The sequence below is a fragment of the Streptomyces sp. NPDC055287 genome, assembly GCF_053646035.1.
The window spans coordinates 1-25,018 of record NZ_JBSHNE010000003.1 but is presented as its reverse complement, the minus strand read 5'-3'; the positions used below and the strand labels follow the sequence as shown (position 1 = coordinate 25,018).

General features: G+C 69.8%; 21 protein-coding genes. 10 read left to right on the top strand and 11 right to left on the bottom strand.

Going from position 1 to position 25,018, the window contains the following annotated elements; all coding sequences use genetic code 11:
- Positions 1-68: 68 nt before the first annotated feature.
- The gene (locus tag ACWIHY_RS06290; protein WP_454374452.1) at positions 69-2,396 is read right to left on the bottom strand and encodes a SpoIIE family protein phosphatase; all 2,328 of its coding nucleotides are present in this window, start codon (positions 2,394-2,396) and stop codon (positions 69-71) included.
- Positions 2,393-6,691 (bottom strand): HAMP domain-containing protein, encoded by a 4,299-nt coding sequence (locus tag ACWIHY_RS06285; RefSeq protein ID WP_454374770.1) that lies wholly within the window; start codon positions 6,689-6,691, stop codon positions 2,393-2,395. Before ACWIHY_RS06285 ends, ACWIHY_RS06290 begins: the two co-directional genes overlap by 4 nt.
- A gap of 403 nt (positions 6,692-7,094) precedes the next feature.
- Between ACWIHY_RS06285 and ACWIHY_RS06280 the strand changes: the two genes are divergently transcribed.
- Both ACWIHY_RS06280 and ACWIHY_RS06275 read left to right on the top strand, forming a co-directional pair.
- Positions 7,095-8,474 (top strand): PP2C family protein-serine/threonine phosphatase, encoded by a 1,380-nt coding sequence (locus ACWIHY_RS06280; RefSeq protein ID WP_454374451.1) that lies wholly within the window; start codon positions 7,095-7,097, stop codon positions 8,472-8,474.
- Positions 8,475-8,478: 4 nt separating this feature from the next.
- Positions 8,479-8,931, top strand: coding sequence for an STAS domain-containing protein (locus ACWIHY_RS06275; RefSeq protein WP_454374450.1), 453 nt, complete (start codon positions 8,479-8,481; stop codon positions 8,929-8,931).
- Positions 8,932-8,970: 39 nt separating this feature from the next.
- Here ACWIHY_RS06275 and ACWIHY_RS06270 read toward each other — a convergent pair whose 3' ends face one another.
- Positions 8,971-9,867 (bottom strand): SigB/SigF/SigG family RNA polymerase sigma factor, encoded by an 897-nt coding sequence (locus ACWIHY_RS06270; protein ID WP_454374449.1) that lies wholly within the window; start codon positions 9,865-9,867, stop codon positions 8,971-8,973.
- An 81-nt stretch (positions 9,868-9,948) separates the two neighbouring features.
- Positions 9,949-10,737 (bottom strand): restriction endonuclease, encoded by a 789-nt coding sequence (locus ACWIHY_RS06265; protein WP_454374448.1) that lies wholly within the window; start codon positions 10,735-10,737, stop codon positions 9,949-9,951.
- Between the two features lie 245 nt (positions 10,738-10,982).
- Between ACWIHY_RS06265 and ACWIHY_RS06260 the strand changes: the two genes are divergently transcribed.
- Positions 10,983-11,387: an ATP-binding protein gene (locus tag ACWIHY_RS06260; protein ID WP_454374447.1), complete on the top strand. Its 405-nt coding sequence runs from the start codon at positions 10,983-10,985 to the stop codon at positions 11,385-11,387.
- A gap of 63 nt (positions 11,388-11,450) precedes the next feature.
- Here ACWIHY_RS06260 and ACWIHY_RS06255 read toward each other — a convergent pair whose 3' ends face one another.
- Positions 11,451-12,455: an ArsR/SmtB family transcription factor gene (locus ACWIHY_RS06255; protein ID WP_454374446.1), complete on the bottom strand. Its 1,005-nt coding sequence runs from the start codon at positions 12,453-12,455 to the stop codon at positions 11,451-11,453.
- 55 nt (positions 12,456-12,510) lie between these two features.
- Between ACWIHY_RS06255 and ACWIHY_RS06250 the strand changes: the two genes are divergently transcribed.
- The 4 genes from ACWIHY_RS06250 (at position 12,511) to istB (ending at position 16,818) form a co-directional block, all read left to right on the top strand.
- A complete protein-coding gene (locus tag ACWIHY_RS06250) occupies positions 12,511-13,419 on the top strand; it encodes an oxidoreductase (protein WP_454374445.1) in 909 nt (302 codons plus the stop codon).
- Positions 13,420-13,570: 151 nt separating this feature from the next.
- Complete coding sequence (locus ACWIHY_RS06245) at positions 13,571-14,266, top strand: L,D-transpeptidase (protein WP_454374444.1); 696 nt, start codon at positions 13,571-13,573, stop codon at positions 14,264-14,266.
- A 283-nt stretch (positions 14,267-14,549) separates the two neighbouring features.
- A complete protein-coding gene (locus ACWIHY_RS06240; RefSeq protein WP_454374443.1) occupies positions 14,550-15,383 on the top strand; it encodes a class II glutamine amidotransferase in 834 nt (277 codons plus the stop codon).
- Positions 15,384-15,636: 253 nt separating this feature from the next.
- Entirely contained in the window at positions 15,637-16,818 is a 1,182-nt protein-coding gene (gene istB / locus ACWIHY_RS06235) for an IS21-like element helper ATPase IstB (protein WP_454374769.1), read from the top strand.
- A gap of 92 nt (positions 16,819-16,910) precedes the next feature.
- On the opposite strand, the gene ACWIHY_RS06230 is transcribed toward istB, so the two are convergent.
- The gene (locus ACWIHY_RS06230; RefSeq protein WP_454374442.1) at positions 16,911-17,612 is read right to left on the bottom strand and encodes a YoaK family protein; all 702 of its coding nucleotides are present in this window, start codon (positions 17,610-17,612) and stop codon (positions 16,911-16,913) included.
- A 205-nt stretch (positions 17,613-17,817) separates the two neighbouring features.
- On the opposite strand from ACWIHY_RS06230, the gene ACWIHY_RS06225 reads away from it, so the two are divergent.
- Positions 17,818-20,082 carry an MMPL family transporter gene (locus ACWIHY_RS06225; RefSeq protein WP_454374441.1) on the top strand — a complete coding sequence of 755 codons (2,265 nt, stop codon included), beginning with the start codon at positions 17,818-17,820 and terminating at the stop codon, positions 20,080-20,082.
- Between the two features lie 231 nt (positions 20,083-20,313).
- Here ACWIHY_RS06225 and ACWIHY_RS06220 read toward each other — a convergent pair whose 3' ends face one another.
- Positions 20,314-20,523 (bottom strand): CGNR zinc finger domain-containing protein, encoded by a 210-nt coding sequence (locus ACWIHY_RS06220; RefSeq protein WP_454374440.1) that lies wholly within the window; start codon positions 20,521-20,523, stop codon positions 20,314-20,316.
- A gap of 13 nt (positions 20,524-20,536) precedes the next feature.
- Between ACWIHY_RS06220 and ACWIHY_RS06215 the strand changes: the two genes are divergently transcribed.
- Entirely contained in the window at positions 20,537-20,830 is a 294-nt protein-coding gene (locus tag ACWIHY_RS06215) for a hypothetical protein (RefSeq protein WP_454374439.1), read from the top strand.
- A 39-nt stretch (positions 20,831-20,869) separates the two neighbouring features.
- Here the strand turns inward: ACWIHY_RS06215 and ACWIHY_RS06210 are convergent, their stop codons facing one another.
- The 3 genes from ACWIHY_RS06210 to ACWIHY_RS06200 form a co-directional block, all read right to left on the bottom strand.
- The gene (locus ACWIHY_RS06210) at positions 20,870-22,231 is read right to left on the bottom strand and encodes a cytochrome P450 (RefSeq protein WP_454374438.1); all 1,362 of its coding nucleotides are present in this window, start codon (positions 22,229-22,231) and stop codon (positions 20,870-20,872) included.
- 147 nt (positions 22,232-22,378) lie between these two features.
- Positions 22,379-23,047: a Fic family protein gene (locus ACWIHY_RS06205; protein WP_454374437.1), complete on the bottom strand. Its 669-nt coding sequence runs from the start codon at positions 23,045-23,047 to the stop codon at positions 22,379-22,381.
- Positions 23,034-23,675: a hypothetical protein gene (locus ACWIHY_RS06200; RefSeq protein ID WP_454374436.1), complete on the bottom strand. Its 642-nt coding sequence runs from the start codon at positions 23,673-23,675 to the stop codon at positions 23,034-23,036. Before ACWIHY_RS06200 ends, ACWIHY_RS06205 begins: the two co-directional genes overlap by 14 nt.
- A gap of 159 nt (positions 23,676-23,834) precedes the next feature.
- Here ACWIHY_RS06200 and ACWIHY_RS06195 point away from each other — a divergent pair, with 159 nt between their 5' ends.
- On the top strand, positions 23,835-24,662 hold the full coding sequence (locus ACWIHY_RS06195) for an endonuclease I family protein (protein WP_454374435.1): 828 nt from the start codon (positions 23,835-23,837) through the stop codon (positions 24,660-24,662).
- A gap of 147 nt (positions 24,663-24,809) precedes the next feature.
- Here the strand turns inward: ACWIHY_RS06195 and ACWIHY_RS06190 are convergent.
- Positions 24,810-25,018: hypothetical protein (locus tag ACWIHY_RS06190; protein ID WP_454374434.1), on the bottom strand; the 209-nt coding region annotated here is incomplete at its 5' end.

The following is a 25,018-nucleotide window of genomic DNA, read 5'->3' as shown; positions in this document are numbered from 1 at the left end:
TCCCGCGGGATCGGCCGCACAGGCCGTCCGCGCTCGCCGCTACGGTAGGAACTCCCCCTGAGGGAGATTCAAGCGTTCACGTGCACACCGATCAGGCACGTGTCGTCATCCGTGTCCGAGCGGCTGTGGGTCAGCAGCCGGTCCAGGTACTTGTCGAGCTCCGCGGCCGCCGCGTCCGGCTCCCGGGCGATCGACAGCAGATGCTCCAGCGACTGCTGAACCGAGAGATCGCGCCGCTCGATCAGCCCGTCGGTGTACATGAGCAGCCGGTCCTCGGCCTCCAGTGTGACGAGGCGTTCCTCGTACGGCGCCTCCGGCACGGCGCCCAGCAGGATGCCGCCCGGCAGTGGCAGGGCGGTGGCCTCGCCGCCCCGGACCAGAACGGGCGGCGGGTGACCCGCGCGTGCCCAGCGCAACTGCCGCGTCTCGGGGTCGTAGATGCCGCAGATCGCCGTGGCCGTCACCTGGTCGGTCAGATGATGGGCCACGGTGTTCAGCCAGCCGAGGAGCTGAGCCGGCCCGGCTCCGGTGGCGGCAAGACCCCGCAGGGCGTTGCGCAGTACGACCATGCCGGTCGCCGCCTTGATTCCGTGACCGGCGACATCGCCCACCGCCAGCATCACCATCTTTGAGGGCAGCACGACAGCGTCGTACCAGTCGCCGCCCACCAAGTGGCCCTCCTCGGCGGGCCGGTACCGCACGGCGACCCGCAGCCCGGACGTGTCGACCGCCGGGGGAGAGGGAGGCATGATCGCCTGCTGGAGCTGGAGAGCGAGGCGGTTGCGTTCGGCCGACTGCTGCTCCGAGTCGGCCAGCCGGTCACGAGTCGCGGCCAGGGCGACCTCGGTCCAGTGCTGGGACGAGACGTCCTGATAGGCCCCCCGGATGGCGACCAGTTGGCCGACCGGGCCGGTGACGGGCTCCGCGACGATACGGATGTGGCGCACCACGCCGTCCGCCCGTTGCAGCCGGAACGCGGTGGAAGCGGAGTGGCGGTGGTGCAGCAGGGTGCGCAGAAATCGGCCGATGGCCACCGAGTCGTCCGGGTGGGCGTGCTTGTGCAGCCTTTCCAAGGGCACCGGCGACGAGGTGGGCGGCAGCCCGAAGAGGGAGAACAGCTGGCTGTTCCAAATGATCTGGCGGCTCACGATGTTCTCTTCGAAGCCGCCGATACGGCCCAGCCGCTGCGCGTGCTGCAGGAGTTCGGCCAGCCTCGTCGTCTCGCTCTCTACGCGCCAGGTCAGCAGCACGCTGTCGCCGAACCGCGCCATTCCCACCGAGGCGACCGTGCTGAGCGATACGTCGGCCACCAGTGTGCCGAGGGCCATCCGCTCGGCGCGGAAGGGCTCACCCGTGGCATGGACCCGCAGAACGTGTTCGTACAGACCGCCCTCGCTGGCGGTCAGCGGGTACGCCTCCAGGAGGCTCATGCCGGTGACCGCGCTGCGGGGGCGCCCGGCCAGGTCGGTGAAGTGGGCGTTGGTGTGGGCGATGCGGAAGTCCGACACCGCGTCCTGGCCGTCGATCAGCGGAAGCAGCACCAGCGCCGGATCGAGAAGGCCGTCCGCCAGATCGCCCAGCGCGGTCGTGGCGTCGTCGGGGTGATGAGCCGGCCGGCTTCCGTCCAGGTCCGTGCCCGGCAGCGTGTGCGCGCACAGATCGGCCAGCGCGTCGAGCTGCCGGGTGGTGGCGGCGGTGAGCGGCGGCTGGGGGTGCGGCCAGCAGACTTCCAGTACGCCGAGAATGCGGCCGGCGCTCTCCGCGGGCAGTACCGCCCGGGCCCCGCCGCGGCGCCCGCCGATGCCGAGCGCGCCGACGGGCAGGCTGCCGTACCACTGCGGCTTGCGCTCGCCCAGCGCCCGCTGCGCGAGGGTGCCGACGCCGGGCGGGACGTACCTCCATCGTTCGGCCTCCCCGCGCGGGAATCCGGCGTGGCCCGCCAGGACCAGCGCACCGTCCTGCCCGGCCGCCCACAGGGCCAGTGAATCCGCGCCGAGGGGGGCGAGCGCCTGGTCGAGCAGCGACTCCGCCGCGGACTGCGGATCACTGGACAGCGAGCCGGCCTCGGCGGCCCGCAGCCGCAGCACCGCCCCGGGAGCGCCGTGCGGGTCCCCGTTCGCCGTGGTCGGTGGCAGCACCTCGGTGACGGCGTCGCCGGACGCGGCGTTGACGACGTCGGCCGCCAGCTCCAGCAGCGGAAGCCGGGCGGCTTCCGCCAGCGACTCCAGGTGCTGCGCGGCTTCCGTCGGCCCGCCGTGACCGCGCTCGACCAGGATGCCGGTGGCGATCCCGATCAGCGCGCGGGCGTCGGCGGACTCCTGCGCCAGCGCGAGGTCCTGGCGCAGCTGTTCGACGGTCGCGGCGAGTGCGCTGAGCCGCTGGTTGCCCCCGGTCACCGGTTCAGCCAGCGGATCATGCAGGCTACAAGAGCGTCCGCGTCGACCGGCTTGGTGATGTAGTCGTTGGCGCCGGCGGCCAGGCTCTTCTCGCGGTCGCCCTCCATGGCCTTGGCGGTGACCGCGATGATCGGCAGATCCGCGTGCTCCGGCATGGCCCGGATCGCTGCTGTCGCGGCGTAACCGTCCATCTCGGGCATCATCACATCCATGAGGATCAGCTCGATGCGGTCGTGCCGGGAGAGCACCTCCAGCCCCTTGCGGCCGTTGTCGGCGTGCAAGACCTGCATGCCCTGGGTCTCCAGGATCCCGGTCAGCGCGTAGACATTGCGGGCGTCGTCGTCGACGACCAGGACCACCCGCCCCGACAGCTGGCTGTCCGGGCCCTCCTCCAGCCCCAGCGGGGCGGCGGTGTGCGCCGTGGAATCCGCCGACCGCGCCAGGGGCAGCACGTCGGACGGCCGCTCGGCCGTCAGATGCAGGGCGATGCGCTCCCGCAGTTCGTCCAGACTCGGCAGCAGTTCGAGCGGCTTCATACGGGCCAGTTCGAGCAGCCGGCGCTCCTGCTGGTGGTCCAGTCGGCGCGTGTGGTGGGCGAGCACCGGCACCTGACGCAGGGCGGGGTCACCGTTCAGCGCCTCCAGCAGATGCATGGCGGCGCCGCCGGGCATGTCCAGGCCCAGTACGACACAGTGGCAGGGTTCCGCTGCGAGCGCGGCGGCCGCCTCCTCCGGTCCCACGGCGGTGCGCACCCGTACCGGCCCGCGGGCATCGACGAGGCTGTGGTTCTCCGCCAGTTCGGCGACGGCGCTCTCGGCGACCAGGGAGAGAAGGCCGCGCGGCCGGTCCTCTATGACGAGCAGGCGGCGCTGTGCGGGGACGAGGGGGGAGGCGGACAGTGCCAGCGGCTGCTGGGTGTCCTCGTCCGCGGGCGCCGGCTCGCGCTCCTCGAACCGGGCCACCGGAAGGTGCAGGGTGAACGTGCTGCCCTCGCCGAGGACGCTGGTCGCCTGAATGGCGCCGCCGAGGAGGTGCGCGATCTCGCGGCTGATGGACAGACCGAGACCGGTGCCGCCGTACTTGCGGCTGGTCGTGCCGTCCGCCTGCTGGAAGGCCCCGAAGATCGCCTCGAGTTGCGGTTCGGCGATACCGATACCCGTGTCCAGGACGCGGAAGGACAGGGCGGCCCCGTAATCGCGTACGTGCGTGGGCACATCCGATTCGGCCGCCGGGGCGATCCGCAGCTCCACGGCGCCCTCCTCGGTGAACTTGACCGCGTTGGACAACAGGTTGCGCAGCACCTGCCGCAGCCGGGAGTCGTCGGTGATCAGGTCCGTGGGCACCCCGGGAGCGACGCTGATACGGAAGTCGAGTCCCTTCTGGGCGGTCATCGGCCGGAAGGTCGCCTCCACGTAGTCCAGCAGGCGGCGCAGCGGGACGCGTTCGGGACTGATGTCCATCTTCCCTGCCTCGACCTTCGACAGGTCGAGGATGTCGTTGATGAGCTGGAGAAGATCCGAACCGGCCGAGTGAATGATCCCCGCGTACTCCACCTGCTTGGGCGTCAGGTTACGGGTCGGGTTCTGCGACAGGAGCTGGGCCAGGATCAGCAGGCTGTTGAGCGGGGTGCGCAGCTCGTGGCTCATGTTGGCCAGGAACTCCGACTTGTACTTGGAGGCCAGCGACAGCTGCCGGGCGCGCTCCTCCAGTTCCTGGCGTGCCTGCTCGATCTCCAGGTTCTTGGTCTCGATGTCGCGGTTCTGGGTGGCCAGGAGAGCGGCCTTCTCCTCCAGTTCCGCGTTGGAGTTCTGCAACTCCTCCTGACGTACCTGGAGTTCCCCGGACCGGGCCTGGAGCTCGGCGGCGAGCCGCTGCGACTCGCCGAGCAGCTCGTCGGTACGGGCGTTCGCCACGATGGTGTTGACGTTGACTCCGACCGTCTCCATCAACTGGTCCAGGAAGTCGCGGTGCACCTCGGTGAACGCGGTGACCGAGGCCAGTTCGATCACGCCGAGCACCTGGCCCTCGACGACGATGGGCAGCACGATCAGGCTGGCCGGGTCGGTGGACCCCAGTCCCGAGGAGATCGTAATGTACCCGGGCGGCAGCTCGTCGATCGCGATCGTACGGCGACTGCGCGCGGCCTGGCCGACCAAGGACTGGCCGAACCGGAAGCGCACCGGGCGTTCGGCGTCCGCGGGGTCGCCCGGATGACCGTACGAGCCGATGAGCTCCAGCTCGCCGGCTCCGCCGTGTTCCTGTGCCAGGTAGAAGCCGCCGTACTGCGCGCCGACGAGCGGGGTCAGCTCGTCCATGATGAGCTCGGCCACGACCTTGAGGTCACGCCGGCCCTGCATCAGCCCGGACATGCGCGCGAGGTTGGTCTTGAGCCAGTCCTGTTCCTGGTTGGCCCGGGTGGTTTCGCGCAGCGACTCCACCATGGAGTTGATGTTGTCCTTGAGTTCGGAGACCTCACCGGACGCGTCCACGGTGATGGAACGGGTGAGGTCTCCCTCGGCCACGGCGCCGGTGACCTCCGCGATGGCGCGCACCTGTCTGGTGAGGTTGCCCGCCAGCTCGTTGACGTTCTCCGTCAGACGCTTCCACGTACCGGAGACGCCTTCGACCTCGGCCTGGCCGCCCAGGCGCCCCTCACTGCCGACCTCGCGGGCCACCCTGGTGACTTCGGCGGCGAAGGAGGAGAGCTGGTCGACCATGGTGTTGATGGTCGTCTTCAGTTCGAGGATCTCGCCGCGCGCGTCCACGTCGATCTTGCGGGTGAGGTCGCCCTGGGCAACGGCGGTGGTCACCTGCGCGATGTTGCGGACCTGGTCGGTGAGGTTGTTCGCCATGGAGTTGACGTTCTCCGTCAGGTCCTTCCAGGTGCCCGCCACGTTCGGCACCTGCGCCTGGCCGCCGAGGATTCCCTCGGTGCCGACCTCGCGGGCCACCCGGGTCACCTCGTCGGCGAACGCGGACAGGGTGGTGACCATCGTGTTGATCACCCCGGCGAGAGCGGCCACCTCGCCCTTCGCCTCGACGGTGATCTTCTGGGAGAGGTCGCCGCGGGCCACCGCGGTGGCCACCTGGGCGATGGACCGCACCTGGCTGGTGAGGTTGGACGCCATGACGTTCACGTTGTCGGTGAGGTCCTTCCACGTGCCCGACACTCCGCGCACGGTGGCCTGGCCGCCGAGGTTGCCCTCGGTGCCGACCTCGCGGGCCACCCGGGTCACCTCGTCCGCGAACGCGGACAGCTGGTCGACCATCGTGTTGATGGTCTCCTTCAGCTCCAGGATCTCCCCGCGCGCGTCCACCCGGATCTTCTGGGAGAGGTCGCCCTGGGCGACGGCGGTCGTGACCTGGGCGATGGACCGGACCTGTGCGGTCAGGTTGTCGCCCATCACGTTCACGGACTCGGTGAGGTCCTTCCACGTACCGGAGACGCCCTTGACGTCCGCCTGGCCGCCGAGACGTCCCTCGGTCCCCACCTCGCGGGCCACCCTGGTGACTTCGGCGGCGAACGCGGAGAGCTGGTCGACCATGGTGTTGATGGTCGTCTTCAGTTCGAGGATCTCGCCGCGCGCGTCCACGTCGATCTTGCGGGTCAGATCGCCCTGGGCGACGGCGGTCGCGACCTGGGCGATCGACCGCACCTGCGCCGTGAGGTTGCCGGCCATGAAGTTCACCGAATCGGTGAGGTCCCGCCAGGTCCCGCCCACACCGGGCACCTGTGCCTGGCCGCCCAGGCGGCCGTCGGTGCCGACCTCGCGGGCCACGCGGGTCACCTCGTCGGCGAACGCGGACAGCTCGTCGACCATGGTGTTGATGGTCTTCTTCAGCGCGTGGATCTCACCGCGGGCATCCACGGTGATCTTCTGCGAGAGGTCGCCCCTGGCCACGGCGGTCGCCACCTGGGCGATGTCCCTCACCTGCGTCGTGAGGTTCCCGGCCATGGCGTTGACGGAGTCCGTGAGGTCCTTCCACGTACCGTCCACCCCCGGCACGTGTGCCTGGCCGCCCAGGCGGCCGTCGGTGCCGACCTCGCGGGCCACCCGGGTCACCTCGAAGGTGAACAGCGACAGCTGGTCGACCATGCCGTTGAAGACGGTGGCGATCTCCCCCAGGAGTCCGTCACTGTCCGCGGGCAGCCGGGTACCGAAATCGCCGTCGCGCACGGCGGTGAGCCCGGCGAGCAGCTGCCGCAGCTCCGGCTCTCCCACCGCGCCCGCCGCACTGCCCCGCTCGGCGTCACGCACCCGCACGGCGGCCCTCTTGCCCGACCCCTGGCCCACAGTCATCCTGATCCCGCCCCTCGTTCCGCAAGCCCCCGTGGACCGCCCGACAGGGGACCGGCTGTGCGCATCGCAACCGAATGGTCCGGATGTACGGCCGGGCTCATCCTGCCACAGTTGCTATGCGGCAAGCATTCTGGTGCGTTGCCGGTACCGCAGAGGGTTTCTGTACGTCGAGGCCATGGCCAAAACCCCCGGACCGACGCTGTTTTGCGCCCTCGCCGGCACCCCGCGAGACGGGCCCTGAACACCCCGCTTGGCGTAAGGTCACCGGTGTCGTCGGACGTGCGGAGGCCGACGGGACTGGAAGAGCTCAACGATGCCAGCATCGGTACCGGCGCCTTCGCCGGGAGCGGCGGTACGCGTCCCACGTCCACCGGCCCCGGAGCGGGAAGCGGCCCGGATGGAAGCCGTGCGGCGCTACGACATCCTCGACACGCCTCCTGATGGAGCGTTCGACCGCGTGGCGGCGCTGGCGTCCCGGCTCTTCGACGTCCCGGTGGCCACGGTGACGATCGTCGACAGCGACCGGATCTGGTTCAAGGCGGCCAGCGGCCTCGACGGAGTCAGGCAGATCGGCCGCGACCCGGGGTTGTGCGCCTCGGCGGTCCTCGCCGACGGGATCACCGTCATCCCCGACACACTCGCCGACCCCGTGGCGCGCTCCAATCCGCTGGTCGCCGGAGAAATGGGTGTGCGCTTCTACGCCGCGGCCCCGATCACCACGCCCGACGGGCACAAGCTGGGCACCGTGAACATCCTGGACACCCGGCCCCGGGCGATCAGCGAAGCCGATATGGAAACCCTGGCGGACCTTGCCGCGATCGTCCTCGACGAGCTGGAGTTGCGGCTCTCCTCGCTGCACGCGCTCCGCGCGGAACAGGAGTGGCGCAAGGCCGAGCAGGCCGCGAGGAAGCGGGCCGAATGGGACAAGGCGTGCCTCGAGGACTTCGCTTCCGCCCTGCAACGGACACTGCTGCCCCCGGCATTGCCGGCCGTTCCCGGACTCGAACTGGCCTGCCACTATCAGACCGCGTCCCCGCAGGACGTCGGCGGCGACTTCTACGACGTCTTCCCGCTGGGAGGAGCGCGATGGGCGTTCTTCCTCGGCGACGTGTGCGGCAAGGGCGCCGAGGCCGCGGCCGTCACCTCGCTGACGCGCTACACGCTGCGCGAGGCCGCCCACCACCACGAGGAGCCCGAAGGGGTGCTGGCCGCGCTGAACGCTGCGCTGCTCCTGGACGCTTCGGTCGGCAGCCGCTTCTGCACCTGCCTGTTCGGATTCCTCGAACCCGCGGTGGAGACGGGATTCGACATCACCGTGGCTTCCGGCGGCCACCCGCCCGCCTACCACATCCACGAGCGGCCGGGCGGCGGAGTACGCGTGGAAGCCGTACACATCAAGGGAGGGATGCTGGTCGGCGCACTCGAGGAGGCGGCCTTCACCTCCCGCCGCCTCCATCTCGGGCCCGGCCAGGCACTCCTGCTGTACACCGACGGACTCACCGAATCCCGCCTCGCCGACGAGACGATGCTCGGAGAAAGCGGCGTGGCCGATTTCCTCTCCCGGCGCACCGGCCCGGCCGACGCCACCGCGTTGGTCGACGACGCCGTGGCCCTGCTCCAGGGACTTCCGCAGGCCCCCGCGGACGATGTCGCTCTGCTGGCCCTGTCCGTACCACCAGCCCAGGTCCCGGGCGGCCCCGGTAGGCGCGCGAGCGGCCGCACCGCTGCCGCGCCCGCTCCTGTCGACGCGGCCGGTTCCGCCGGTCAGAAGGGCTGACACGGTGCCCCGCAGCCTCACCTTCACCGTCCGGCGATTCGACGGCGGGATCGCCCTGCTCACCGTCACGGGCGACATCGACCACACCACCGCCCCGGAACTGCGCGACCGCGCCCTCGAACTGAGCCGGCAGGGCAGCCGGCACCTGGTCCTGGACCTGGAGCCGGTCGCCTTCTGCGACTCGTCGGGTCTCAACGCGCTGATCGGCATTCTGCGCTGTACCAAGGAAACCGGCGGGTCTCTCGCCCTCGCCGCGGTCCCCGACCGGCTGACCAGGCTGCTGGACCTCACCGGAGTGAGCCAGCTGATGCCCGCTCACGCGGACGCCGCCGCGGCCATGAGCGCCCACCGCGCGGCCCATGGCCCGGCGGCCGGTACGCCGCCCGAACGGCACCTGCGCGCCGTTGCCGCCCCGCAGGACGGTCCGGACGTACCGCAGGCCCGCGAAGCGCGGTGAGCGGGCGCCCGGTTTCCGCTCACCGCGCCCTGCGGGGAACTAGGCGAACATGCCTGTTCGGAGCTTGGCGATCGTCCGGCTGAGAAGGCGGGAGACCTGCATCTGCGAGACGCCCAGACGGGCGCCGATCTCGGACTGGGTCAGTTCCTGGCCGAAGCGCATTTCCAGGAGGCGGCGCTCACGGGGGTCCAACTGGTCCAGAAGTGGAGCCAGCGTGTGCAGGTCCTCCACTGTTTCCATCGCCGGGTCCGGTTCGCCCAGTACATCGGCGACGGTACGGGCCGAGTCGCCCTGGGCATTGTCGCCACCGTCGTTGGGTGTCTCCAGGGAGCCCGCCATGTAGCCGTTCGATGCGATGATGCCCTCGATGATCTCTTCCTCGCTGAGCTCCAGGTGCTCGGCGAGCTCGCTGACGGTCGGTTCGCGGCCGACGTCGAGGGCGAGACGCTCCTTCGCCTTGGCGAGTTCGACGCGCAGTTCCTGCAGGCGCCGGGGAACGTGCACGGCCCACGACGTGTCACGGAAGAAGCGCTTTATCTCCCCGATGATGTAGGGGAGGGCGAAGCTGGTGAACTCGACCTCGCGCGAGAGGTCGAACCGGTCGATGGCCTTGATCAGGCCTATGGTGCCGACCTGGATGATGTCTTCCATCTCACCGCTGCCGCGATTGCGGAACCGGCGCGCGGAGAAGTGCACGAGAGAAAGATTCATCTCGATCAGAGTGTTGCGTGCGTACTGGTACTCGTGAGTGCCCTCTTCAAGGACTTGGAGCCGCTCGAAGAACAGCTTCGACAGTGCTCGAGCGTCCTTCGGGGCGACCTTCCCCGCATCCTCGATCCAAGGCAGCTCATCGGCACCGGCCCGTGAGCCGGCCCCGGACGGGGCCACGGCCTCCGTCAGATCGGTTCCGGCAGCCTGTGCGGAAGTCGCTGTCATGTGCCTGTCCTCCCCTGGTAGTGCTTGTCCCACGAGGGGGTGCCCTGCCTTTACTCTTGTATTCATGCCGCGCAACAAGAATTAGGAACATTCGCCGGACGGTGCGGCGACGTCCGCTTCCCAGGGGGCTGATCCGGTGCCGTCGGTCCAGGCGACGAGCCCCAGGTGGTCGACGCAGAGAATGCCGCACTGCTCGGCGTACTCGGCTGCGGGCTGGGTGAATTCACCGGTGGTCACGACGGCCGCGACCTGCGCCTCGTGCACAGCGAAGCACGTCCCGCCGAAGCGCTGGACATCCTGGGAGCCGACCTTGTTCATGGGGCCGTAGCGTTTGCACTGGATGACGACGCGCCGTCCGTCGGGCGCGGTGGCCACGACATCGGCGCCGAGGTCCCCGGCTCCGCCGACGACGTGGACGTCCCGGCAGCCGTCCCGCTCGCAGAGCGCGGCGATGGCCTGCTCGAAAGCCTCGGGATCCATGGCGGCGTAATCCGTGGATGCGAAAGTCTCGACGGGGGAGCCCGCCTGAGCCGCTGCCTCCGTTACGGCGGGGGCCGCCGTGTACCGTTCTTCGGCTTCGGCGGTGTGGGTCTCGGCCATCTCGTACGTGGCGTCGACAACGGCGTCGGTGACGCGGGCCGCACCGCGGCGCCTGCGTACCCTCCGCAGGGTCGCCAGGACGGCGACCACCGCGACGGCCGTCACCGCGGCGACCGCCGGGCGGTTGTCGGCCGCCTGTACAGCCAGCTTCAGAGTGAGGCCCGCACCGCACAGAACGATGGCGACGAGTCCGAACCCCAGGACGGTCTGCCGGAGGCTGAAGACCGTTCTCCGCTGAGCGCGTCCCGGCCTGCGTATGGGGAGGGTCATATCCGGCGGTCACCCCTGGATGCGGCAGCATGAAGATCACTCATGGCTGCCGTCTGCCCCGGCCTGGGCTTTTAAACAGCCGGTGACCGACCATGGTCTGTACGCAAGGAACTTGGCGGCGGTGACCCGGCCGCGCAGACCCCTGACGATTCCCGCCGCGGGTCACGTAGCCTGTGAACCGACGGTACGAGCCGGGCCGAGGGCACCCATGGACGTGATCAGCTCCAGACAGACGCGCGAGAGCGATGACTGACGCCGTGACCGGCTCCAGCTGGCGTATCCCTCAGGGGCCGGGCGCGTTCGCCCACGCCCGCGATCTCGCGCGGGAGAAGCTGGAGTCATGGAGCTGGCCGCCCGAGCGCATCGAGGTCGTGGTGCTCCTCGTCTCGGAGCTGGTCACCAACGCCCACCGTCACGCCGGTACGGACGCATGGCTCCATCTGACCCCGACACCGGACGGCGTCCGCCTGAGCGTCCGCGACGCCAGCCCCGTACCGCCCGCCCAGGGAACGCCCGACCTCGAAACCGACGTCGGCGGATTCGGGCTGCACATCCTGGACCGCCTGGCGTCGCGTTGGGGAGTCGAACCACACGCGGCCGGCAAGTACGTCTGGGCCCTGGTGCCCGGCAGCACCACCGCTCCCCGCTGACGCGCCCGCCCGCATCGCAGGTACGGCCCACGAGCGCGTTCGCTCCCATAAAGGAAGGTGTTCTTACGGCGCGGCGGCCGCGAGGACGGACTCGGCGGCGGAGGTCCGGGCGTAGAGAACCGAGCGGCCGGCCCGGTGGGCGCTCACCAGGCCCGCACGGTGCAGCGCGGTGAGGTTCTGGGACACGCGGGCGGCGGAGAGTCCCGTACGGTGGGCCAGCTCGGTGGTGGAGGCAGGGGCCTCCAGTTCGGTCAGCAACCGGGTCCGCGAGCGGCCGAGTACGGCGGCGATGGCATCGGTCCTCGGGACGGGCCGGGATTCCCACAGCGCGCCGACGCCGCGCGCCGGATACGCGAGTTGCGGAGGGTCCGGCAGGCTCACCCGGGTGCGTGGACCCGGCCCGGCGAAAACCGAGGGAACCAGCAGCAGCCCCGCTCCCGCTGTCTGCCGGGACAGGGTCCGCCGCCGGCGGACCAGACGCAGCGCGTTGTCGTCCCAGCTGACCGAGGCGTGCAGATCGTTGAAGAGGTGGCCCACGCCACGCTCGGCGACCTGCCGGGCCCGGTAGAAGACGTCGGCGTCGAGCACGGCCCGGATCCGCGCCCAGTACGGGGCGAGCGCCAGCTCCCAGTACGTCTCGATCTCCTCCGCCACACGGGCCAGACGCGCCTGTGGCTCGGCGTACAGGGTCCGCAGCCGGGGGCCGAGACTTCCCTGATGGTGCCTCAGGTGGTCGAGGTCCTGCCGTACCCGCCCGGCGGGAACGGCCACGATCGCGGCCAGCTCCACCGCCGGCGCTGGTGCCGGCCCGACGGGCGCCGGGTTGAGGAAGTCGGGAACATAACCCGCGGGCGGGATCAGTTCGGCGAGCCAGCCCCGGTCCAGGCCGGCGGCGGCCACGCGCGGCCGTACCTGCTCGAGCCAGGGTCGGTGCACTGGATGTGCGGAACCGGAGTTCACCAGGCGGAAACTCGTCACGACTTCCCACATCGGCGAGACGGCGAACCGCATCTGCGCCAGGTCGCTCGCCGAGAACGCCAGCTCCGCAGGAATGACCGCTCCAAGCATTCAGGCATGCCTTGATCAATGGCGGCCACCTTACATCGGCGCGATCATCCCCGGCATGACCTCAACAACCATCACCGCGGCGGCATCGGGCACCTGGACGCTCGGCGACCTGGAGATCAACCGCATCGGGTTCGGCGCGATGCGCCTGACGCAGAACGGCGAGGCCTTCACGGCCGACGCCCCCGCGAGCGATCGTGGCCGGGCGATCAGCGTGCTGCGCCGCGCGGTTGAGCTCGGCGTGAACCATGTGGACACCGCCGCGTTCTACTTCTCACCGCTGCGTTCCGCCAACGAGCTGATCAACCAGGCACTGGCCCCCTACCCCGACGATCTCGTCATCACCACCAAGGTCGGGCCGGGACGGGCCCCGTCGGGGGAGTGGCTGCCCCATGCCACACCGGAGCTGCTGCGGGGCCAGGTCGAGGAGAACCTGCGCCAGCTCGGGCGCGACCACCTCGACGTGGTGAACCTGCGCATTGTCGGGACCGATTCGATCGCCGAGCGTTTCGGCGCGCTGGCCGAGCTGCGCGACGCCGGGCTCATCCGCCACCTGGGTCTCTCCAACGTTCGCCCGGAACACCTCACCGAGGCGCGGGCCATCGCGCCCGTGGTCTGCGTACAGAATCCGTACGGCATCGGCGCGCGGCCCGAGCAGGACGAGTTCCTGCGCATCTGCGGTGAACAAGGTGTCGCGTTTGTGCCGTTCTATGCGATTGCCGGTGCTGGGCGCGAGGCGGGCGCGAACGGCGCCGAGAGTGAAGAGGTGCTGGCCGTCGCGCGGGCACATGGGGCGAGCGCGGCACAGGTCCGGCTGGCGTGGACGCTGCAGCGCGGGGCGCACGTACTGGCCATCCCGGGCACCGGCAGCCCGGAGCACCTGACCGAGAATGTGGCGACCGGCTCACTGCGCCTTTCCGAGGACGAACGGGCCGCCCTCGATGCTCTCCACCGGAGCGAAGCGTGAACGAGGATTCGGATTGCGGGGTCGTGTGATCGGTTTCTCACTGCGTTCGTGGTGATGAAACTGTCTCCTTCCTGCGTGCAACTACCGCGCCCTTTCCGCCGTCTATTAGGCGAAACGTGAAATCACGCGCGCACAAGGGAAGGCGACAGCCGTGAGGGACATACGCCGAAGAGGAGTTGTCGCAGCGGGGATCACCGCGCTGGTGGCCCCGCTCACCGTGGTCATGGGAAGCACGACGGCTCAGGCCGCGTCGTGCACGACGCAGACCGGGGCCTATCAGAAGCAGGTCGAGAAGTTTCTCGGCCGCCCGGTGGACGGAAGGCAGTCGGCCGCCGACTGCAGGGCGATCCAGGCATTCCAGACGAAACACTCCATCAGCCCGAACGCCGGGCTGGCGGGCCCCATCACCTGGGGCGTCATGGACCTCATGAACAAGCAGAAGGCCGTCGGCAACAATCCGAACAGGGCCGGCCGGTGCCCGACGAACAAGGGACGTATCGCCTGCGTCGACCTGACCCTCCAGCTCAGCTGGATCCAGGACGGCAGCCGACTGGCGTACGGACCGGTCGCGGTGCGCACCGGCCGCAATGGTTACGAGACCCGCACCGGCGCGAAGAAGGTCTACTGGCGCAACATCGACCACGTCTCCAGCCTGTACAACGTGCCGATGCCGTACAGCCAGTTCTTCGACGGCGGCCAGGCGTTCCACTCGGTCGGCATCAGCGTCTGGGCGCCGCCCGGCTCGCACGGGTGCGTAAACATGACCAAAACCGCCGCCGCGAAGTACTGGAGCATGCTCCGCAACGGCGACGACGTCTTCGTGTACGGCCGCAAGCCGGGCACCTGAGAGACACCTCACGCGGAGTAGGGCGAACGTACCCTTCGGTCATGGTGACGCGCGGGCGGGCCGGGGCTGAGTCCCCGGCCTGCGGTTGACCGTCCGGTCGGCTGTTTCCCGTCCGCTGAGCGGGGCATCCGCCAGGGGAAGCTGCCTCGACCGGCGGTACGCCGCCACGAGGGTCGGGGCATCCGTCCGGCGCTGTGAAAGCAGAGAGCCTGAACGGCCCGGTCGCCGCACCGCGGCCGTCGCGCGCCGGGGGGCGGTTTTCGCCGGGAAGGGAGTGCCCTCCATGTGCCGATGGCTTGCCTACTCCGGAACACCTGTCCTACTCGGTGACATTCTGTACAAGCCGGCCCATTCCTTGATCGACCAGAGTCTCCACTCGCGGATGGGTGTCGAGACGACGAACGGCGACGGATTCGGCATCGGCTGGTACGGATCCGACGCGAGGACGCCGGCCATCGTCCGGGACACGGGTCCCGCCTGGAACAACCGCAATCTGCAGGAGATCGCGGACCACGTCCGCTCACCGCTGTTCTTCGCGCATGTCCGCGCCTCGACCGGTACGGCCGTGCAGCAGACGAACTGCCACCCCTTCCGGCACGGCCGGTGGATGTGGATGCACAACGGCGCGATCGCCGACTTCCACCGGATACGGCGCGATCTCTCCCTGGCCGTCGACCCCGCGCTGTTCTCCTCGCTCGAGGGGTCGACGGACTCGGAAGTGATGTTCTACCTGGCGATCACCCTGGGCCTGGACCAGGACGCGCCCGGTGCCGTGGCCCGGATGGCCGGGCTGGTCGAAGGGCTGGGCCGTGAGCACGGGGTGGAGTTCCCGCTCCAGATGACCATCGCGGTGACCGACAGTGAGCGGCTGTGGGCATTCCGGTACTCGAGCCAGGGGGCATCGCGGTCGCTCTTCTACAGCACGCGGGCGGCCACCGTGCGCGAGCTCCACCCCGATCTCGCCTTCCTGCGGGGAGTCTCTCCCGAGACGCGGCTCATCGTGTCCGAGCCGTTGGGCGACCTTCCCGGTGTCTGGAAGGAACTGCCCGAGGGCAGCTGCGCCGTCGTCCAGCCCGGCACGGACGAGCTGTTGTCCTTCGCGCCCGAGCCGGTGTAGCGCGCCCGGCCGGACCGGGACGTGCCCGGGGCTGTGCGCGGCCCCTCCGCGGTTCGCGAGGATGAACGATTCCCCCGGTGCCGGGTCCCGCACCGGGGCACTGCGGCGCCCGTGAAAGACGTTGTCCTACTGGAATTCTATTAACCCCAACGGGTGGCACGAATTCAGATTTTCGGCGGTGGGCCACAAGAATACGAATCTCTTCCCACTGCTGGAGGTGCCGTTGTCCCGTCCTGCCTCGTCCCCGTCGACCATGATGACGCTCGGCTGCGCGTTGTTCGCCACCCGGTGGCTCCAAGCACCTCTGTATTTCGGCCTGGTGGCCGCGCAGGGGGTCTATGTCTACAAGTTCTTCAACGAGTTGTGGCACCTCATCGACCATGTCGTCAGCGGGCGCGCGGACGAGACGCACGTCATGCTCGCCGTTCTCAAGCTGGTCGACGTCGTCATGATCGCCAACCTGCTGATCATGGTGATCGTCGGCGGGTACGAGACCTTCGTGTCTCGGATCGGGCTCCAGGGCCACCGTGACCAGCCGGAGTGGCTCTCGCACGTCAACTCCAATGTGCTGAAGGTGAAACTGGCCACCGCGATCGTCGGGATCTCGTCGGTGCACCTGTTGCAGATGTTCGTGGACGTGCACCACACACCCCAGCACGACCTGCTCTGGGGGACGGTGATCCACATGGCGTTCATCGCCTCGGCGGCGATCCTCGCGTACATGTCCGGCCCCATGGCCTCGCACGAGAGCAAGGCCCACTCCGCACTCGGGCCGCGGTCGGTGACCCTGCCCCGGCAGCGGGACGGCACGGACGAGGAGCCGGGGTCCGGCGCGGAGGAGCGGATCGAAGCGGCAGGGTTTCCCGCGCGCAAGGTCCTGGAGATGTTCGACGACAGTCACCTGAGGTCGCCCGACCCGCACACCCTCGCCCGGCTGGGCAAGGCCGACTTCGTCGCCCGCAAGGGCAATGTGGTCTTCCTCGGAGCCCCGGGCACGGGCAAGACGCATTTGTCCGTCGCGCTGGGTGTACGGGCGTGCCAGGCCGGCCACCGGGTGCTGTTCGCCACGGCGGCCGAGTGGGCCGCCCGCCTCGGGGACGCGAAGGCGGCGGGCCGACTGACGAAGGAGCTCGCGCGGCTGGACGACTATCCGGTGCTGATCGTTGACGAGCTGGGCTACTTGCCCCTCGAGGGCGAGGCGCCGCATCTCCTCTTCCAGCTCGTCTCGCACCGTTACGAGCGGGCCTCACTGATCGTCACCAGCGACCGGCCGCTCAGCCGCTGGGAGGAGGTGTTCGGCGACGCGGGGGTCGCCTCGGCGGCGGTCGACCGCCTCGCCCATCACGCGGAGGTGGTCACCCTCGACGCGGAGAGCTACCGGGCGCGCGGCCGGGAGGCCACCACCGGCACGGGACGGGGAGGAACCGGCTTCTGACAGCCTGTACTTCCGGGGTGGTCCGTACGAGAACACACACGGAGCAGGGCCGGGCCTGTCCGCACTTCGGGCTGCGAGGGCCGGGCCCGGGCTCACCGGGTGCGCAGCCGCGCGTGGCTGATGCGGATCGTGGCCACGACCAGGACGACCACGGCGGCCGACAGCAGCACCAGAGTCACGGGCCGGCCGCTGTGCAGCATGGACGCACCGATGAGACCGCCGGTGAACATCGCGAGGACCGACGCGCTGCGGCGTGCCCAGGCCCGGCTCCCATAGCCCAGGGCGGCGTCGTGGCCCAGCGGCGAGCCGCCGAGCAGCGCGGTCATCGCCCGGGTGACCAGGGTCGTGGGTACGTCCGGGACGCTCGCCCGCATCGTGGTGACACCGCGGATGCCCATGGCGAGCGCGAGTACGGCGGTCACGCCGGCATGCCGCCCCGTCAACGTGCCCTCGGCGCGTTCGAGTCCCCAGGCCCCGAAGGCGGCTGCGGTGATCAGCAGCGCTTCGACGTACAGGGCGACGCTGAACCACCGCTGCCGGCGGGACTCCAGCATGGACTCCATCCGCGCCCCGATCACCGTGCCCACCGCGAATGCGCCGAGGGACGTGCACGGCGCCACCATCGACAGTCCGCCCTCACCCACGACCCCGAAGGCGAGGAAGAGCACGTTGCCCGTCTGCATGGCGGTGAACACCGGACCGAGGCTGAGAAGACTCACCGCCTCGATCATGCCCGTCGTCACGGTCAGTGCGACGGCGAGGGGGACCAGGACGGCGCCGGACTGCGGTTGCACGTCGCCTCCCGGGATCCGTACGGCTCTCGCTCATTGTCGTGCGGTTCTCGGCGCACCGCCCCTCCTGTCACCCGTTCTCCCCGGCGGGCGTGCTCCGCCGGCCGGAGCCCCTTTCAATGGCGGGTAGTACGGTGCGTCACTCTCCGGGAGCCGCACTCGAGCACCCACGGACCGGGCGGCAGCGCCGTGGTCGTCGGGAGAACGCATGCCCTCGTCACACCCCGCAGCCGAAGGCCCGGCCGAGCGCGCCTCCACCGCCCGCCCCAAAGGCGTGTTGCGGCGCATCGGCGAGTGGTGCGCCCGCCACTTCGTGACCGTCGTCGTCCTGTGGCTGGCCGCTCTCGTGGGCCTCCAGGTACTGGACCGCGCGCACGGCGGTTCCTACTCGGACAACTTCTCCCTGCCCGGTTCCCAGTCCCAGGACGGTCTCGACGTCCTCGAGGCCCATGAGCCGACCGCCGGCGGCTACAGCGCCCAGATCGTGCTGAACGACGAGTCGAAGCCGCTGACCGACGTCAGCAGCCAGATGGGGACCGTCGTGACGGACCTTCAGAAGCTGCCTCACGTGCTCAGCGCGCAGAATCCCCTGCCGGCCCCCGGCACCACGCCCCCCACCGGGTCCAAGAACGTCGGACCGTACTCCTCCGACGGGAAGACGGCCTACGTCACCGTCCGGTTCGACGTCCAGCCCTCCACGCTGGGAGCGTCCTACCTGGACGGAGTGGACACGGCGGTGCAGCCACTGCGCGCGGCCGGGGTGACCGTGGAGTACGGCGGCCCGCTGGGCGAACTGGCCCGGCCGGAACCCGACGACCGCACCAGCGAGGCAATCGGCTTCGGAGTGGCGATCCTCGTGCTCCTGATCGGCTTCGGCAGCGTACTCGCGGCGGGACTCCCGCTGGTGACCGCGCTGATCGCCGTGATCTGCGGACTTGCTCTCCTCGGGCTGCTGGCCGCGGCGTTCACGTTCGCCACCGTCTCGCCGACGCTTGCCACGATGATCGGCCTCGGCGTCGGCATCGACTACGCGCTCTTCCTCATCACGCGGCACCGCCAGAACGTGATGAACGGGCAGGACCCGGTCACGGCGGCCGGGGCGGCGGCGGCGACGAGCGGCCGGGCCGTGCTTGTCTCCGGCTGCACGGTCGTCATCGCCCTGTCGGGCCTGTGGGTGTCCGGGATCAGTTTCATCGGCAAGCTGGGCCTCGCCGCGGCGGTCACCGTGGTCACGGCCGTCCTCGGCGCGCTCACCCTTGTCCCGGCGATGCTGGGCCTGATCGGCCGACGGATCGACAAGTACCGCGTACGCAAGCCCGTGGCCGAGACCGATGCAGGGCCCGGCGAGGAGGCCCACGGCGCATGGCACCGCTACGCCCAGCGCGTGGAGCGCCGGCCGTGGTGGTTCATGGCATCCGGTGTCGTTGTCCTGGCGGTCCTCGCGTTCCCACTGCTGTTCATCCAGCTCGGGCACATCGGCGATGGCGCCGACCCGAAGTCCTTCACCGACCGGCGCGCCTACGACTTGATGTCTTCGGCGTTCGGGCCGGGTTCGAACGGTCCGATGACCCTCGTGATCGACCAGTCCGCCGTCCCCCAGGCAGACCGCGCCTCGCTGGCCTCCACGGCGCAGAAGACCCTGAGCAACGTGCCCGACGCCGCGACGATCACCCCGCTGACGGCAACGTCGGACGGCGACGTACTGATCGGCACCGCGTACTCGGTCGCCGCTCCTCAGGACGAGAGGACCACGCAGCTCGTCAACCATCTCGTGGACGACGTACTGCCGCAGGCGGTGTCCGGTACCGATGCCAAGACCTATGTGACGGGCACGACGGCGGCACAAGTGGACTTCCTGGACGTCGTCTCCAGCCGTCTGCCGCTGATCATCGCGGTGGTCGTCGGACTCGCCTTCCTCGTCATCCTGGTCGTCTTCCGCGGCGTACTCGTCGCGGTCAAGGCGGCTGTACTCAATGTGCTGTCGATCGCGGCCTCGTACGGCGTCGTGGTGGCGGTCTTCCAGTGGGGCTGGGGAGGTCCGGCGCTCGGCGTCTCGGGCGACGTGCCGATCGAGAGTTATGTGCCCATGATGATGTTCGCCATCGTCTTCGGCCTCAGCATGGATTACGAGATCTTCCTGCTCTCCCGGGTCCATGAGGCATGGCTACGGACCGGGGACCCCAGGGCGAGCGTGGCGCACGCCCTGGAAATCACGGCACGCGTCATCACCTGCGCGGCGCTGATCATGGTCAGCGTCTTCGCGGCCTTCATCGTCAGCGACAACATCGTGGTCAAGATGCTCGGCCTGGGCCTGGCGGCGAGCGTACTCATCGATGCCACCATCGTGCGCCTGCTCCTGGTGCCGGCCGCGATGACGCTGTTGGGGAAGGCCGCCTGGTGGACACCGCGCTGGCTGGACCGGGTGCTGCCGCATGTGGAGACCGAGGGCGAGAGCGCCGAACGGGCCGGCTAGTCGCGGCTGGAGCCGGCGGGTTCGTTGCGCGGTAGTCCTCGCACATGGCGTGCACAGTCGCCGGGTCGTGGATGGCGCGGTGGTAGTGCTGCAATCTCCGCCGCACTCGCGCGGGAAGGCGTCTGCTCGGGGGCCCGGCCGTCATGTGGACAGCGGAGCTCCGCCCAGGTTCGCTCACGGTGGGTGCGGAAGCGCGTGCTTCCCCGTGCGGATGCGCGCTCTCGCGGCGGGCTAGGCGCTCGGACGGCCGCCCTCCTGCTTCGCCTTGCGGCTGCGATACGTACGCATGGCGACCTGGGCTCCGCACCGGTTCGGACTGCAGTAGGCCGCGGAGGAGTTGCGCGTACGGTCGTAGAACCCGAGGTGGCACGGCGGGTTCCGGCATGCCTTGAGCCGCATCCATGAGCCGCGCAGGGCGACGTCGGCCGCTGCGGCGAGCATGTGGGCGGGCTACATGAGCACAGGGTTCCTGTCCCACCTGGTCTTCGCCGAACCCGCCTGCGACTACGACCCGACCGTACGCGCCGTGCAGAGCTCGCTCGGCGAGCTGCCCCCTGAAGCGTTCATCGACCCTGCGCGCGCCGCCGCGGCAGTGGTCACCGCGGTCGACGCCAAGCAGCCGCCCTTGCGTCTGGCCCTGGGGCGCGCGGCGGAGGACGGCCTGCGCGCCGCCCTCACCGCACGCCTCCACGAGCTGGACGCGTGGGCCGACGTCACCCGTGGTGCGGACGGTGCTCCGCAGGGCTGACGACCGTCCGGGAACACGAGGCCGGGCCGCCAATTTCCGTCAATCGCCGGTCCGGCTCCTGGGGGTCGCGGTCATCAGCAGCGTGCTGGGCCGCACCGTCGCTCGCGCGACGGGCCGGACCTGCCGGCCGGGCACCGTTTCGAGCCGCCACGCCCTGGCGATCGTCGCGATCGCCGTGGTCAGCTCCGTGACGGCGAAATGGTCGCCGATGCACTTGTGCTTACCGGCACCGAACGGAAGCCAGGCGCCCTCGGGAAGAGCCGCCGCCGCACCGTCGTCCAGCCAGCGGTCGGGAATGAAGCGCAGCGGATCCGGGAACAGGGCTGGATCGCGGTGCAGGGCATGCTGGCAGTACGCCAGCTCGGTACCTGCGGGGAGGTCCCAGTCACCGAGCCGGGTTTCGGTGAGCGTACGGCGGGTGACGAGCCAGCCCGTGTGGTGCAGTCGAAGGGTCTCGTTGATGACGTTGCGCAGGAACGGGAGCCGGCCGACGTCCTCGAAGCGCACGGGCCGGTCACCGAGTACGTCCTCCAGCTCGCCGTGGAGGCGCTGTTCCACCTCCGGGTTCCGTGCGAGTTCGTACAGCATCCAACTGAGGACGGACGCCGTGGTCTCCGTACCCGCTACCGCGAGCGTCAGGATCTCGGACGAAACCTGATGGCGCGATATCGGACCACCGGTCTCCTCGTCCTGGGCCCGCAGCAGCATCGAGAGCATGTCCCCCGTGTCGTGCCCGGATTCCCGCAGTGCGTCCACCGCTTCACCGATGAGTGCGCGTACGGCTGTCCGGGACGCGTTGAAGCGCCGGTTCGCGGGCAGCGGCAGCCTTTCCACCCAGTCGGGCAGCATGACGCGGGCTCCCACGCCGTTCATGACGACGGACAGATCACGCCGTAGCTGGTGAAAGGCCCGTTGGTCGAGGCTGGACGAGAACACTGTCTCGACGAGCATGTCGAGCGACAGCTTCACCATCACCTCACGCACGTCCAGGACTTGGCCCGGCTTCCAGCCCGTGACCGTCCTGGTGACCTGTTCGCGCATGAGGTCGACGTAGCGGGCTATCTCGGCGTGGCGGAACGCCGGCTGCAACTGCCGCCGCTTGCGGACGTGCGCCGCGCCCGCGGCGGTGACGACGCTGTCGCCACCGAGTACCTGGCCCATCTTTCCGAAGAAGCGGCCCTTGTCCAGGCTCGGTGCGAGGTCCACCAGCATCTGGTGGATCAGCGGGGGGTCGTTGACGACGATCGTCGGCTGGCCCGGCTGAAGGTAGATCCTGACGAGGGGGCCTTGATTCCGCAGTGAGGCGATGAAACTGAGATTGTCGCGCATGAGGGGTATCGCGTGGCCGAGAAGGGGGAGTGACCCCGGAGCCTGGGGAATGGGTGGCGCAGTGGTGATCATGACCACAACATTGCCCAACCCCGCGCGAGAACAATCCAGCCCCCGCAGGCGCACGGCTGCGCCGCCACGCCTTGCGCCGCCACGTCCTGCGGCCTCTCCAGGGAGGCTGTCCCGTCAGGTTCCGTCTCCATGTGGGGTGACAGTTCGTCAGCGGCTCTGGTCTGCGCCGCCGAAGTGGGTCCGGCGGGGCGGCCGGGTGATGAGCAGGTGCACTACGTGGGCCAGCTCGGCGGCTCCCTCCGGGTCGTCCGCGTAACGGGCGACCGTGAGCGGGCCGACCCAGGCCGGCACGATGTCCTCGGTGGCGAGCAGATGGCCGAGGGCGAGCAGTGCGGCACGGCCGTTGCCGTCGTCGAAGGGGTGGAAGAAGGCGACGTCGAGATACAGACGAGCGGCCCTCGCGGGCAGCGGTACGGACGACGCGCGGCTCTGGGCGAGGCAGGCGGCGAAGCGCCGCGTGGTGTCCCCGCGCAGTCCGTAGCGCTCACGGCCGCCCTTGGCGAAGGCCGTACGGGTGCGGAACGCTGCCCGGGGAACGCCGAGTACGGTCCGCTGCCAGCCGGCGAGCCGCTCGAAGTCCAGCCGGCGGCCGGCGCGCGCATCGGCGTACGCCTGCCTCCAGGCCGCCCCCAGCCGCTCGGCCCGGTCCTCGCCCCGCGTGGGCCCGGACGCCGCCGCGTGGTCCGCGATCCCGTCGCGGGCGCCGCGTACCGGGCCGGTCACGTCGGGGCAGGCCCCGGCCCAGTCCACCCGTTCGCGTACGTCCTGCCACACCAGCAGGTCGTCGGGGGCCCTGCCGCGGTCAGCGGTCCGCACGGGCGGCTATCCGCACGGCCACGTCTTCGACCAGCAGCGGTCCAGGGTCAGTCCAGCTCTTGAACCGGCCACCAACGGCTTCCTCCACCCACTCGAGCGCCCGCTCGGGCGGAACACCGTTGCTCTCCAGGTACCAGCGCAGCACCAGCACGCAGTGCCCGTACCAGCCGGCCTCGCAGGAGGTACGGTCCAGCACCACTGTCACCAGCCGGGCCGTGGCCCGCTCCCACGCCCACTGCCGGTCCTCGTCCGAGGCGTACGGGGCGGGGGAGAGGCGGTCGAACTTCTCGGCCAGCTCCCGCAGCCAGTCGCACCACTCCTCCAGCGAGTCCACGACCCGGTCCGGGGTTTCCTCCTCGGTGGTGACCGAGTGGGAGGGGCAGCACCAGGCCTCGACAGGACCGCCGAAGTGCGTCGAGTCGTTCCAGCCGACGACCCAGGTGCCGAACCGGTCGGCCAGCGCGCGGGTCACCGCGTCCTGGTAGCGGAACCCCCGCATCCGATCGGGGTCCTGCTCCGGAATCGGGATCGCGGCGACCACGTCGTACGCGTCGTCCGCGTCGAAGGTGCGGCCCGTCGGGTCAAGGTCCGCCCACGTCTGGTTCCGCAGCCACAGTTCTTCGTCCACACGACAGCCTGACATACCGGACCCTGCGCCGAACAGTTGTTATCTGAGTTGTGGTTGTTGCGTGGATGTCATCCGGTGTTACCTGTGCTGTGGCAGGGTCCGATCACCGTCGTGACCGTCCGCCGCAGTGGCGGGCGCCCGTGAGAGGACACCATCCCCATGTCCCGTCGTACCAACCTGAGATGGGCCGCCGCCCTGACCGCGGCCGCGTCCATAGGTATCGCCGCAGCCTCCCCCACGCAGGCGCGCCCCGCCGTTGTGAGCTCTGACACCGCGACAACCGCCGTCGCTGCTACGCCGGACGTCAGCACGTACTACGCGGCCGCGGAGGGCAAGAGCGGTGCGGCGCTCAAGAGCACCCTGCACACGATCATCAGTACGCAGTCCACGGTGTCGTACGACCAGGTGTGGACGGCGCTGAAGAACACCGACCAGGACCCTGCCAACACGGCCAATGTGATCGAGCTGTACACGGGCAAGTCCATCGCCAAGACCCGCAACGGCGGCAATACCGGCGACTGGAACCGCGAGCACGTATGGGCCAAGTCCCACGGCGACTTCGGAACCACCACCGGACCGGGCACCGACCTGCACCACCTGCGGCCGGAAGACGTCACGGTCAACAACATCCGTGGCAACAAGGACTTCGACAACGGCGGCAGTGCCGTGTCCGGCGCGACGGGCAACTACACCGACGCCGACAGCTTCGAGCCCCGGAACGCCGTCAAGGGCGACGTTGCCCGCATGATCCTTTACATGGCCGTCCGTTACGACGGCGGTGACGGCTTCGCCGACCTCGAACCCAACGACCGGGTCAGCAACGGCTCACTTCCCGCGATCGGCCGCCTCAGCGTCCTGAAGCAGTGGTCCCTCCAGGACCCGCCGGACACGTTCGAGCAGCGTCGCAACGACGTCATATACAGCGCCTACCAGCACAACAGGAACCCCTTCATCGACCACCCCGAATGGGTCGAGTCCATTTGGTAGGAGTGCCGTTGGAGCCACGTGACGGGTAGCCGCAGTGCCGGCAGTCACCCCCTGACGTCTCGGGTCCGTCGCAGGTCGTACGGCGGGCGGAGCGGCGGCTGGGTTTGCGCCAGCCGCCGCTCCGGCCGCCTCGTCCTCAGCCGTTCGCTACTTCACCGGCGCCGGGCCTCCCGCGACGCGATCGCTGTCCGATGCGGCGGGCGCGCCCTCCGACTTGGCCTCGCCGGCTTCCGTCTCCTCCGTCTCTGCCGCCTCTGCCGACGGGGTCCTCACCGAGTCGAGGAGCAGCTGCGCCACGTCCACGACCTGGAGGGACTCCTTGGCCTTGCCGTCGTTCTTCTTGCCGTTGACGGAGT